The sequence below is a fragment of the Lacibacter sp. MH-610 genome (assembly GCF_045780045.1).
GTDB lineage: Bacteria > Bacteroidota > Bacteroidia > Chitinophagales > Chitinophagaceae > Lacibacter.
This window is the reverse complement of record NZ_CP116002.1, coordinates 908,986-921,608: the sequence shown is the minus strand read 5'-3', so window position 1 is coordinate 921,608 and position 12,623 is coordinate 908,986. Positions and strand designations below refer to the sequence as shown.

General features: G+C 42.1%; 10 protein-coding genes. 6 read left to right on the top strand and 4 right to left on the bottom strand.

The window, feature by feature from the left end:
- Positions 1-33 precede the first annotated feature (33 nt).
- The 6 genes from PDL71_RS04160 (at position 34) to uvrC (ending at position 7,530) form a co-directional block, all read left to right on the top strand.
- Positions 34-540, top strand: coding sequence for a hypothetical protein (locus PDL71_RS04160; RefSeq protein WP_407525752.1), 507 nt, complete (start codon positions 34-36; stop codon positions 538-540).
- A gap of 92 nt (positions 541-632) precedes the next feature.
- Complete coding sequence (locus PDL71_RS04155) at positions 633-2,933, top strand: TonB-dependent receptor (RefSeq protein ID WP_407525749.1); 2,301 nt, start codon at positions 633-635, stop codon at positions 2,931-2,933.
- Between the two features lie 223 nt (positions 2,934-3,156).
- Positions 3,157-3,741, top strand: coding sequence for an RNA polymerase sigma factor (locus tag PDL71_RS04150; RefSeq protein WP_407525747.1), 585 nt, complete (start codon positions 3,157-3,159; stop codon positions 3,739-3,741).
- 36 nt (positions 3,742-3,777) lie between these two features.
- Positions 3,778-5,103: a hypothetical protein gene (locus tag PDL71_RS04145; RefSeq protein WP_407525744.1), complete on the top strand. Its 1,326-nt coding sequence runs from the start codon at positions 3,778-3,780 to the stop codon at positions 5,101-5,103.
- Between the two features lie 46 nt (positions 5,104-5,149).
- Positions 5,150-5,722, top strand: coding sequence for a hypothetical protein (locus tag PDL71_RS04140; RefSeq protein ID WP_407525742.1), 573 nt, complete (start codon positions 5,150-5,152; stop codon positions 5,720-5,722).
- Positions 5,723-5,730: 8 nt separating this feature from the next.
- Positions 5,731-7,530 (top strand): excinuclease ABC subunit UvrC, encoded by a 1,800-nt coding sequence (uvrC, locus tag PDL71_RS04135; RefSeq protein ID WP_407525739.1) that lies wholly within the window; start codon positions 5,731-5,733, stop codon positions 7,528-7,530.
- A gap of 245 nt (positions 7,531-7,775) precedes the next feature.
- Here the strand turns inward: uvrC and gldN are convergent, their stop codons facing one another.
- The 4 genes from gldN to PDL71_RS04115 all read right to left on the bottom strand — a co-directional run bounded on the left by gldN (position 7,776) and on the right by PDL71_RS04115 (position 12,587).
- Complete coding sequence (gldN, locus tag PDL71_RS04130) at positions 7,776-8,870, bottom strand: gliding motility protein GldN (protein ID WP_407525736.1); 1,095 nt, start codon at positions 8,868-8,870, stop codon at positions 7,776-7,778.
- Between the two features lie 12 nt (positions 8,871-8,882).
- Entirely contained in the window at positions 8,883-10,415 is a 1,533-nt protein-coding gene (gene gldM, locus PDL71_RS04125) for a gliding motility protein GldM (RefSeq protein WP_407525733.1), read from the bottom strand.
- A 54-nt stretch (positions 10,416-10,469) separates the two neighbouring features.
- Positions 10,470-11,216, bottom strand: coding sequence for a gliding motility protein GldL (gene gldL / locus PDL71_RS04120; RefSeq protein WP_407525731.1), 747 nt, complete (start codon positions 11,214-11,216; stop codon positions 10,470-10,472).
- A gap of 93 nt (positions 11,217-11,309) precedes the next feature.
- Complete coding sequence (locus PDL71_RS04115) at positions 11,310-12,587, bottom strand: SUMF1/EgtB/PvdO family nonheme iron enzyme (protein WP_407525728.1); 1,278 nt, start codon at positions 12,585-12,587, stop codon at positions 11,310-11,312.
- Between the last annotated feature and the right edge of the window lie 36 nt (positions 12,588-12,623).

Genomic DNA, 12,623 nt, shown 5'->3' with positions numbered 1-12,623 from the left:
CATTCCGTCTGACGAGTATGTCCGCCGTGTGCAATGAAACTGCTCAAACACATATCAACTGTTTTGCTTATTGCATTATTGCTGTTGCCTTTGGTAACACCCGCCATTTTGCAAGTACAGCAATTGTATGTGCAGTGGGAAATGCGGGAAGCGCTGGAAGAAAAAGAGCTCATCACTGTTACCATGGATGCGGTCGAAGTACAATGGATTCACAATGGAAAAGAGTGCATCATTAACGGCGAAATGTTTGATGTAAAAGAATGGGCACAGAAGGACCATCAATTAACACTTACCGGTTTATTTGATAAAAAGGAAAAAGAAATCATAGCAGGCATTGCCCACCAAACCAAAGAACAGAAAAAAAATTCAGCAGCAGGAAAATGGATAAAGCTTTTCCAATTAAATGTAACTGCCCCTTCCTCTGCACCGGCAATTCAAATCATCGATTATACAAAAGCTAATCTTTACAATAATTACAGATCATCATTATACGCCTCTCCTTTTTCAGGCGTGGTTGCTCCTCCTCCTAAATACAGTTAGCATAAGTTCCGAAAATTGATGAATGCACATACCCCTGACAAAGGGAATAAAAACTCATGTGCATAGTTATTTATTTCAACCCTTCACAAAAAATGAAAAAGTTTTTCTTACTAACTGTATTATCATATGTCTTCATTGGTACCAACGCTCAGGAAAAAAAGGAAGATTCTACCTCAAAAGATCTTTCAGAAATCGTGATCAGTGCCAGTAAGTTTCCGGAAAAAAAACGAAACGTGGCACAGCGAATTGATGTTATCAACTCAAAATTTATTGCGACCGTTAATGCACAGAACACGGGTGATCTGTTGATCAACACCGGCAATGTGTTTGTTCAAAAAAGTCAGCAGGGAGGCAGTAGCCCGGTGGTACGTGGCTTTGAAGCAAGCCGTGTACTGCTGGTGGTAGATGGTGTGCGTATGAATAACTTAATTTACCGCAGCGGTCATTTGCAGAATGCCATTACTTTGGATCAGAATATGCTGGAAAGCATGGAAATTTTATATGGCCCTGCCTCTACCTTGTATGGTAGTGATGCATTGGGTGGTGTTATTCATTTCAGAACCAAGGCGCCCAAACTTGCATTAGATGGAAAGAACACGTTCATTTCCGGTAATGGATTTTCCCGTTACAGCAGCGCCAACAATGAAAAAAGTATTCATGCTGATTTTAATATCGGGGGTAAAAAATTTGCATGGTTGCAATCCTATACCTTCAGTGAGTTTGGTGATGTGAAGATGGGCAGGAACTATCCTGATCAATATCCCAGTTTTGGCAGAAGAGATTCATTCATAACTCGCATCAACAACAGGGATACGGTTGTAAAAAATGATGATCCCAATGTACAGAAGTTCAGCGGTTACAAGCAATGGGATGTTTTGCAGAAATTGTTATACAAGCAGTCTGACAACGTAATACACACACTCAACTTTCAATACTCCAATACCAACGATGTCCCCCGTTATGATCGTTTGCAGGACAAAAGAAATTTTGGTGGCAGCATTGGCAATACCTTGCGTTGGGCAGAATGGTATTATGGTCCGCAAAAAAGAATCCTGACTTCTTACGAATTAAGCATTGCAAAAGCAGGATGGTTTGACAATATCAACCTGAATGTAAACTACCAGGATATTGAAGAAAGCCGGGTACAACGTCAGTTCCGTGCTGCCAACAAAGAAACACGTATTGAACGGGTAAAAGTATTTGGTTTTATTGTGGATACCCGTAAAGTGATCAAGGATCATGAATTAACGATGGGTGCTGATGGTCAATTCAACACCTTGAAATCAACAGGTATGCTAACCAATATAAACACGGGAGTGGTGAGTAACCTGGTGGATACCCGTTACCCCAATGGTAATAACTCCATGAATAACCTGGGGTTATTTGTTCAGCACATTTACAAATTCAAAAACAAAAAATTAGTACTGAACGATGGCTTGCGTTTGCAGCATAGTACGCTTAATTCTACCATTGCTGATAATTCATTCCGTAATCTTCCTTACACCAGAATCAATCAAAAGAATTCAGCTTTAACAGGTAATATTGGTTGGGTGTATCTACCCGGTCCGCAAACAAAAATCTCTACCCACTTATCTGCAGGTTTTCGTGTGCCCAATGTGGATGATCTGGCCAAAATATTTGAATCAGGTACCAGTGGAGGAATTCGCCAGGTGGTTGTACCGAATCCGGATGTCAAACCCGAACGAACTTATAATATTGACTTAGGCATCAGCCAGAACTTTGGAAAAAACTTCAGGGTGGAAGCAAGCACCTTCTACACCTGGTTTCGCAATGCATTGGTAAAAGCGCCTTTCCTTTTTAACGGACAGGATTCTATTTTATATAACGGAGTAAGAAGCCAGGTATTAGCCAATGTAAATGCCAACAAGGCTTATCTCTATGGTTTTACAGCAGCCGTATATGCAACAGTTAAGGAATTTACGTTCAGCAGTACCATCAGTTATACAGAAGGTCGTTTTCAAACCGATGCCTCTAAAAATTCAAACATCTACGAAAAGCAAAGCAATGGTACATATGCTTTGGTAAGCCGTAAAGTAAGCAGCAAACCATTGGATCATATTCCGCCTGTATTCGGAAAAACAAGCTTTCAATATGAAAAGAATAAACTCATGGTGGAGTTATTTGCATTATACAATGGCTGGAAACGGCTGGATGATTTTAATGCTGATGGGGAAGACAATCCGCAATATGCCACACCGGATGGTATGCCCGGCTGGTTTACGTTCAATATGCGCTCTTCTTTCAGGGTACAAAAAAACATAACGGTTCAATTGGCCGTTGAAAATCTCTTCGACAGAAATTACCGCTTTTTCTCTTCCGGTTTTTCAGCGCCGGGCAGGAATTTTATTGTAGCGCTGAGGGCCTCCCTCTGAGATCATTATAAAAATCAATGCCACTGTTTCATTGAAGCAGTGGCATTTTTTAAGCCTGTGATTACTTAGCCCCCGGGCTCATAAAAGTACAACCGACCGGGCCCTGTTTAAAACGAACAGTGAGAAGGTTTTGTAAAATTTCCGTCTGCCAACATATTTCCTTTTACAAGCAGCAGGTATATGCAGGAATTTGTCTAACTTGAGGGTTGCAAACCCAATCCGGATGACGGAAGAAGCAATCTTACAAGGATGTCTCAATAATCAACCTGCTGCGCAGCAGGAGTTGTACAGCCGTTACAGCCCCAAAATGCTTACGGTATGTTACCGCTTTGCCCGCAACAGAGAAGATGCTGAAGACATGCTCCAGGAAGGCTTCATTCGTGTATTCACCCAGATTCACCAGTTTCAACACAAAGGCTCTTTTGAAGGATGGATCCGGCGCATCATTGTTCACACCTGCATTAATCATCTTAAAAAACACAAGAAGTTTAATGACGCTGTGGATATTTCCAACGCACAGAATATTATGGTGCGGGAAGAAAGTGTGCCTTCAATCATCCAGGCCAAACAGGTAATTGAATGCATCCGCACTTTACCTGTGGGCTATCGTACGGTACTCAATCTTTTTGCCATTGAAGGTTTCACCCACCGTGAAATTGCTCAGATGCTGGAGATTGAAGAAAGTACCAGCCGGTCGCAATACACAAGAGCCAAAGCCATGCTGGAGCAATTATTAGTTCAGAAGAAAATTATTCTCCAGCCGCAACGACAAGGTGAATGGGTTGCAGCAGCCCATCCTCGGTTTTAAATCCAATTCGTACCTAACCAAAAACTGAAACTGATTATGGAGCGTTTTATGTACCAGGATGATTCTTTCGAACAGGTGTTGAAGCAACGGGCAGATGAGTACCGTATGTACCCATCTGATCAGTCTTGGGATGTGATTTATCAACGCCTGCATCAACCCGCCCGTTTCCGCTGGAAGCTGGCATCTTTCTTCACTATTACATTATTGAGTGCCGGTCTCTGGGTTTCTGTGAACCAGCATGAAGTAAACATGGTTGCCGGCAATTTAACACCATTAACACAAGCTGCTGTTCAAAATAAGAGCAATGTTTATACAGTTCCTGCAAAACAAAACAAACCATTGATCATTGCAACAGTACAAAAGCCGGTGATCAAAAAAGATATTCAGCAATTAACAGAACAACAGCAAACAATAACAACTGCAAGTGTTGAAGAGCCGATAAAAGAAACGATAGTGCCGGTTGAAGAGCCAACTTTAAACAACGAAACTACTTTAACAACAACCGGTGCCCAGGAGTTGAAGACAATGTCACTGCTGCCTGCCGGTGATTTTGCGACCACTGCAAAAGAGCCCGTTGCATTAGTACAAGAGCCTGTTACCGGCGAACCCGACAATAACCAAACAGATGCCGATCTGAATTATGAAGTAAATGTGCCGGTAATAACAACTAAAAAACCTGAAAAACAATTTCAATATTACATCACACCTTCTACCAGTTATCGTGTTTTGGTAACTGAAAACAGGTACAACTTTGGTAACATCAGGGATCCAAGATCAGCCATCATTCATCAGCCATTCCTGGGACTGGAAATAGGTGCAGCTTATATAAAACCCATCAGTAAAACCGTAGCTTTTACCAGTGGTTTGCAGTTTAATTTCACCAGCTATGTAGTTACCGGCTCCAAATTTTCGCCGGAAGTGGCCACAGTAACCCTGAGCCCGTTCCGTAACATACAGCGTGTAACTTCACTCAGAACCAGTAACGGTTATTTTGATGAAAACATTTTCAACAAAACGCTTCAGGTTTCAGTACCGCTGGGTATCAGGATAGATATTGTGGAAGGAAAAAGATTTGTTTGGAATGTTTCATCCACCTTACAACCTACTTACTTAATTGCAGGCACCGGCTATATGCTTACCAATGATTACAAAAACTATATCAAGGCTCCTGAGTTTCTCAAATCATTCAATATTAACTACGGTTTTGAAACCTTTGTCAGGGTGAAATCAAAGAATTCTGAATTTCAATTAGGACCCCAACTTCGTTACCAATTGCTCTCCAATGCTAAAGAAAGCTATCCTATTAAAGAACATCTCATTGATTATGGTATCAAGTTCGGTTTCATAAAAAATCTCAGGTAAATAACTTCATAAGTATTCTTGCCGCACATTTCAATAATTTTACACCATGTTTAATGTATTGAAAGGGGTTACACTTGCATGCCTGCTTTTTATCATGGCCTGCCGGTCAAAATCTTCACAGCAAGAAAAACCTGATTTTATTGATGTAAGCGCTTATCTCAAGGGGCAGTTAGCCTACCTTGACACAGTGCCCTTTGCATTTGAAAAAACTATATTAAAAGATTCTGTTTATACAGATACCGTCTTTTTAAATAAAGAACAACTCAAGGTCCTGGTACTACCTTTTTTAACAGAGGAACTGGAAAAGAAAAATTTCCAGGAACTCTATAAAGAAACGTTGTTTGCTGATGCAGGCATCAACTCCATCACCCTTACTTATGAGCCGGAAAACAATAAAGAGCTGCCGGTACAAAGAGTAGATGTGTATGTAAATCCTGAAACGCAACAGATTGACAGGTTGTACATCGTACGCAGTAACAACACAAATGATTCATCTTTTACCCAACAGTTGCTCTGGAAGCATAATAAAAGCTGCCGCATCATTACTACTGTTTACAAACCCGATCAGACAGAAAAGGTGCTCAACGAAAAAATTAACTGGAACGATACGGAAGAATAACCGGTTGCATGACACAGGAACAATTTCAGCAAATAAGCAAATCCATTCCGCTGCAGCCCGGTATTTACAAGTACTATGATGCTGATAAAAAACTATTGTATGTAGGTAAGGCCAAGAGTTTACGTAAACGTGTATCCAGTTATTTCAACAAAACAGTTGCTTCGTATAAAACAGCAGAGTTAGTACGCCGCATACACAGTATTGATTTTACAATCGTCACATCGGAACAGGATGCTTTGTTCCTTGAAAACTCACTCATCAAACAGTTTCAGCCTGTTTTTAATATCAATTTAAAAGATGATAAGAGTTATCCGTTTATTGTTATTAAAAAAGAACCTTTCCCCAGGGTATTTCTTACAAGACGAAAAATTGAAGACGGCTCTACTTACCTCGGCCCTTTTACATCCGTTGCCAAAGTGAGAGAGCTCATCCAGTTCATCCGTCAAAACATCCCCTTACGTAATTGCAAACTCAATCTTACCGACAGTAATATTCAAAAGAAGAAGTTTAAAGTTTGCCTGGAATATCACCTTGGTAACTGCAAAGGACCTTGTGAAGGATTGCAAACACAGGAAGATTATAATGAAGGGCTGGCACAGGTAAAAAACCTGCTCAGCGGCAATCTTAAACCCGTGCTGCAGCATTTAAAAAATGAACTGAAAGAACAGGTAGCACAACTGAAATTTGAAAAAGCTGAAATCATCAAAAAGAAAATGGAGCACCTGGAAAATTACCAGGCCCGTTCTGCTGTTGTAAATCCAAAGCTGGGCAATGTAGATGTGTACAGCATCATCAGGCATGAAGACAAAGCCTTTATCAATTACCTGATGGTACAGAATGGTGCTATTATTCAAACAGAAAATCTGCAGATGGATTGCAAGTTGGATGAAACAGAGCAGGAAGTGCTGGAATCAGTTATCGGCCGTATTTCTTCTTTGTTTGAAAGTCATGCGGCTGAACTGATACTGCCTTTTGAAATTGAAACCATTGATGATGCTGTAAAGATTACCGTTCCAAAAGCAGGACCCAAAAAAGAACTGCTGGATCTCTCACAAAAAAATACTGAACATTTTTTCCGTGAATACAAGCAAAAGAAACTACTGCATTTAAATGAAGCAAAAGTAAAGGGACTACAGTTGCTCCAACAACTTCAAAACGATTTGCAGTTGCAGGAATTGCCTGTACACATTGAATGTTTTGATAACTCAAATTTTCAGGGCAGTTATCCTGTGAGTGCTATGGTTTGTTTTAAAAACGGGGAGCCTGATAAAAAAGAATACCGTCATTTCAATATTAAAACAGTTACAGGTATTAATGATTTTGCCAGCATGAGCGAAGTGGTGCATCGCCGTTATGATCGCTTACTGAAAGAAAATAAACCACTGCCGCAATTGATTATTATTGATGGAGGTAAAGGCCAGCTCTCTGCTGCTATGGAAAGCATCAGGGCCTTGCATATTGAAAACCGTTTAACAGTAATTGGTTTGGCTAAGAATGTAGAAGAAGTATTTTTTACAGGTGATCAGCAATCATTAAAGCTTCCGTATAACAGCCCATCGCTTCATTTGCTGCGCCGTATCAGAGATGAAGTACATCGCTTCGGTATTACATTTCATCGCAACCAACGCAGCCGTGGTACGTTTAAAAACGAACTGGAAGATATTAACGGCATCGGTAAAGCAACTGCTGAATTGTTACTGCAGAAATTCCGCTCAGTGTCGAATATTAAAAAAGCAAGCAGAGAAGAATTGATTGAATTGATTGGAGAAAGAAGGACTGATTTTTTAATAGAAGCATTTCAAAAATAACAGGCATAAAAAAAGGGGCCAGGATAGAGATCCAGCCCCGTCTTTAAAATCCAATATCCTATGAAAAACCGTAACAAAGATAGGCAACCTGTAGCTATAATCAATGCCCTAAAGTGGGTATTTTTTTAAAATGATTTGCACATTTTCTGTGGAGTGTTTGATACTACAGCGTAAAACATTTGTACAGGCTAAAACAAAAAAAAATCCCGCCTTGAGGCGGGATTTTTTTTGAATTGAATCAGCTATTAGTAAGACCATAAGTCCTGCTCGTAATTGAAAATCTTTTCTTTGATATTTTCTCCTTCCAGCAAACGCAGGATAGGATCTTTAATATAACTACGCAAGGTTCTGTCGTAAGGATTATCAATGGTTGACTTGGTAATATAACTGCTGAACATACGGTTTTCAAACAGCTCTTCCCAGGTCATACGTGCACCATAGTTTTTACCGTTAAAGGCTTCGTACTTGGCAAGAATAGAACGTGAATCAGGATAATAGATCCAGAACATGGGAGCAAACTCCGGCTGTCCGGGAATGATATCTGTTCCATCGCTTCTGGTTAAACGCTTAATAGGCGCAATACCGAGAATACGAACAAACAAGCGGGATGATTCTTTATCAAACACCCATTCTTCCTTGATACGGAAGCGATAGATACTATCCGGATCAATTTCACGGGCACGTACTTCATAACGGGTGATATCACCATTCATATCATATACAGGAACTGTATCCAAACCACCACTGAACGCTTCCATTACTTTAGCAGGAGTAAGTGGTGTGGTGAAACGGTCATCGGACGCATCAAAAGCGGTTAACTCCCTGCTGCGGATGGCGTTTAAAAGAATAGCAATAAAACGTTGGTTACCGTTATCCTCATCCGCTGCATAACGGAAGGCAAGGTTCATTTTCTCACGGGTATCAATCTCCCTCCACACACGCTGGCGGTACACCGCATCATCCTCACGGATATGCTCGTATGCCAGTGGCTGGCGGTCTTTAACGAGATTACGCTCAATGGATGCATCATTCCGCAAAGAAGGCTTAATAGAATCCAAAGCAGGGTTACCGGAAGAAGGCACCACTACGATCGGAATATTTGCCTGGGGCTTATTGGATTGCTGCTGCTGGTTGTTATTACCGTAGCCGCTCTGGTTACCATAACCGCTTTGCTGCTGATTGTTATTAGCAGGCGGATTGCCATAACCAGAAGGCTGACCATAGCCGGAGTTGGCAGGCGGACGGCTTGTTTTTTTACGTGGCTTGGTTTGAGCATTGGATGCTGCTGCAGCCAATACCAACACTAACAACATTCCTACACGCAGGTTTTTCATGTTCATATCTCGTTCAGTTTAATAAAGATTAAATACCATGGGTGGCAGTTTTCTTGAGGTACCACCGGGACCTACCGCCCTGATCTCATCCACAACTACTGTTGTACCGGGTCTGCACTTTTGAATCAGGCTTTGTGCCGGTGCAAACGAGTTGGAATTGATTCCGGGTAATACACCGGGTGCATCCTGGAAACCGGCTCCAACACAATACAACGTATATCCTGTAACAGTAAAGGTTACGCCTTCAAACACAAAGTCTTTCAAATCTGCACGTACGCCTTGCTGCGCTTTAAACACGTTGGCAGGCATCCGTCCACCGCTGCTTTGTCCCACCATCGGAACAGGATCCGGTACATTCTTCACACGGAAGGTGAAACTGGAAGCCTTTCCATCTGCATTAACGGTTACAACTGCTGTTCCAGTATTTGTAGGACTGGAAATATAACGACCGGGGCCTACTTTACGGAGCGTACCGTTGTTAATACTTACACTCACTTTCTCATCTCCCACACTACCGCCGGTTACTGCCAGCTCGTTATCCAGACCGATGTAGAGCACCTTTACTTTTTCAGCACTTACAAAAGCGCCAGTTGGTGTACCTACGGTATAGTCAATTTTGGTTTCACGAACCTGGTCTCTGCCTTCCTGGTCTTTGTATCGGATTACAACCGGTACTGAACCGCCACCGGCTCCTACGGCTGTTTTATAAATAGCTACACCCTGCTCGTTCAAAGGAACAGCACGGCCTCCGATAGTTACCTGTGGCAATGCATTCTTACTGAAGGCACCGATACCGGCTGTGATCTGTAATTCCTGGCCGGGATAGAGATACGTAGAGTTAGCACCTACAATAGGCTCATAGGTATCAAAACGTACTACTACCTGTCCGATCTTATTATGGAATTCGTTCACGATTCTGTTTTCTGATGTTTTCACATCATTCTGAAACTTACTGAGCATGGTTAATGCAGCTACAGTAGGCGTCATGTAGAAATAAGAAGCGGCCCATGAAAGATCTCCCATTTTAGTATTCTTCAACTTGGGTTTTTCCAGGTTGATGGGGAGCGAATTGGCAAATTGCTTTCCTACTTCAGGATCAATTGCCAATAAGGCTTTCTTATAATCTGTTAATTTCTGAAGAAGTGTATCACCCACTTTATTCTTCACAAAAATCTGGCTGGTAAAGTTGGTATTGTCTTCTTTAAATGTTGAATTGGGATCAGAAGGATCGAAGCCTGCGGCTACTTTTAATTTTAATTTCAGTCCTTCAATATAATCGTAGACGCCTTTTGACAAGGCTACTGCCTGGTCAGCTTTAGGCTTCCACATTTTTGCTTTTTCCATGGTGGTTGGATCCGTCAGCTTTTCTTCAAACGATTTAATGATGGTTGCTGTAGAAGCATTAACCACACCATTGGTTGAAGTAAGACTGTTATCAACCACTTTAAAGGCGTTGATGATTTCCGCAGATACGTTCAGTGCCAACAGTGCTGTTAACACGAGGTACATGAGGTTAATCATCTTCTGCCGGGGCTCTTTAGGTAGTGCCATGATCTTAGGATTTTGGTTTTGTTCTGGTTAACTAATAATGGTTTCCTTTTTTAATTAACGACCCTGCATCGCATTGATCATGTTACCGTAAATATTGTTGAGCGTTCCCAGGTTCTTGGCCAGATTAGAAATCTGGTTATGTGCCGCTTTTGCATCTTCTACACTTCCCTGCATAGCTTCAGAAGCCTGTACGAGGTTACCGTAGAATTTGTTAAGGGCTTTGAGGTGATTGTTTGAATCCTGTAACTCCAGCTCGTAAATAGTATTTAAAGAGCTGAGGTTCTTGGTCATATTTTCAACCTGTGTATGGAATTGCTTTGTGCTCTCTGCAGCGCTGTTAAAAGATGCTACAGAAGCAGAAGCCTGCTGGTAAGCATCTTTCATACCACCTAATACAGCAGCCGCTTCTTTGGTTTTGATGCTGAGTTCACCGGTAGCAGATACCACATCACCTACTTCTTTAATACCACCAACGGTTGTATTTAATTTTTGGAAATTATCGCTGAGTGAACGAAGGCTGCTGGGTGTAATATCAGCATCCTGCATCATTTTATCCAATGAAGCAAGAGCCGGAGTTCCTTTACCGGCGGCCGGTGCAGGACTTTCATGTAACCCGTAACCCTGTGTTGAAAGATAAGCGTACACAAGGAAGATACCAGCCTCTGTAAGCAGACCGATGGTGAGCATCAGGTCAGCAAAGCTTAAGTGGAGGATTTTGGCCCAGGCACCAAAGATTACTACTGCGGCGCCGAGTGAAACGATAATGTTTGAGATTTTTTCGGTAGATTGAGAGACTGCCATAACTGTTGGTTTTAAAATAGTGATTCAATTGAAGCATTGCGGCCGCAGCCGTTCCACTTCTTGGGTGTATTAGATTTAAAATTTGAAAATGAATTAACGTTTCTTCATTCCAACACCCGGTGCAAGATCAATCACACAACGGAAACCGATATACGATTTCGCTGTGTCCTGGTACTCATAGTTACGGGTACTGGTTTGGAGATAATAGCCTACACTCTGCCAGCTTCCGCCACGTACCACTTTACGCTTCATACGGGGAGGATCACTGTCTTTCGCATTGTAACGGATATCCGGGTTCATATCATGGGCAAAGTTGTAGCCACCTTCGTAATAAAGGGAGCTTGTCCACTCAGCTACGTTTCCTGCCATGTTGTATAAACCGAAATCGTTAGGCCAGTAGGCATCTGCACGTACAGTGTAGAAGCCGCCATCTTCAGGATAGTTACCACGGCCGGGTTTAAAGTTGGCCATTAAACATCCTTTACGGTTACGGAGATAATAGTTACCCCAGGGGAACATAGATTGAGAGCGACCGCCACGGGCAGCATACTCCCACTCAGCTTCTGTAGGTAAACGGTAGTTTGACTCGGTAGCATATCCTTTTGTATCGTTAAACGAATTCAAAAGGCGGGAGCGCCAGGTACAAAACGCACTGGCCTGTTTCCAGGTAACACCCACTACAGGATAGTTCTGGAAGGCCGGGTGAGAGAAGTAACGCACACTCATCGGTTCATTGTAACTGTAAGAGAAGTCACGAACCCACACCAATGTGTCTGGATATATTTTTACCGGAGTTTTAATAATGAATTTAGAACGGGGCTCATTCGGCTTGCGGTATGCAGCTGCTTTATAATCCACGTACTCTTCCATGTAGATGAGCTTATCAGGGTCAATTTCCATACGACCGAAGATGCGATCGTCCGGAGCCATCATCATAGCACCCAGCTTTTCATATACATTTTTTTCCTTCCAGATGCCGGCCATCTTCTTCTTGTCCAGGTTATTGGTCTTGGGATCAATATACCCCAGCAAAGTGGCGGCAATGGAGTCACGCACGTCAAATACAAACTGCTTGTATTCACGGTTGGTGATTTCCGTAACATCCATCCAGAAGCCACTGATGGACATCTGACGGTTACGGGCCGTGTAGGAGTAGTTCATATCCTCATCACTGGGACCCATATGAAAGGTACCCTGCGGAATATGCACCATTCCAGTGCGTGTGTTGTTATTGATTTTGGCGCTGTATGTAGCGCCGACTAACTGGCCATTGCTGGCGGTTGTTTTTCCGGCAGATTTTGATTTGCCACAACTTACCACTAGTACGGACAGGGCAGCGAATGCGAAGCAACTTAGAAGTTGGTTTTTCATTTTTGCGAAATTTACTTTCATGTAGGAATTGGGTGA

What these genes read in the sequence shown, in the direction of transcription:
- PDL71_RS04160 (WP_407525752.1), top strand. Translation starts at nt 34, where the DNA reads ATGAAACTGCTCAAACACATATCAACTGTTTTGCTTATTGCATTATTG.
- PDL71_RS04155 (WP_407525749.1), top strand. Translation starts at nt 633, where the DNA reads ATGAAAAAGTTTTTCTTACTAACTGTATTATCATATGTCTTCATTGGT.
- PDL71_RS04150 (WP_407525747.1), top strand. Translation starts at nt 3,157, where the DNA reads ATGACGGAAGAAGCAATCTTACAAGGATGTCTCAATAATCAACCTGCT.
- PDL71_RS04145 (WP_407525744.1), top strand. Translation starts at nt 3,778, where the DNA reads ATGGAGCGTTTTATGTACCAGGATGATTCTTTCGAACAGGTGTTGAAG.
- PDL71_RS04140 (WP_407525742.1), top strand. Translation starts at nt 5,150, where the DNA reads ATGTTTAATGTATTGAAAGGGGTTACACTTGCATGCCTGCTTTTTATC.
- uvrC (WP_407525739.1), top strand. Translation starts at nt 5,731, where the DNA reads ATGACACAGGAACAATTTCAGCAAATAAGCAAATCCATTCCGCTGCAG.
- gldN (WP_407525736.1), bottom strand. Translation starts at nt 8,870, where the DNA reads ATGAACATGAAAAACCTGCGTGTAGGAATGTTGTTAGTGTTGGTATTG.
- gldM (WP_407525733.1), bottom strand. Translation starts at nt 10,415, where the DNA reads ATGGCACTACCTAAAGAGCCCCGGCAGAAGATGATTAACCTCATGTAC.
- gldL (WP_407525731.1), bottom strand. Translation starts at nt 11,216, where the DNA reads ATGGCAGTCTCTCAATCTACCGAAAAAATCTCAAACATTATCGTTTCA.
- PDL71_RS04115 (WP_407525728.1), bottom strand. Translation starts at nt 12,587, where the DNA reads ATGAAAAACCAACTTCTAAGTTGCTTCGCATTCGCTGCCCTGTCCGTA.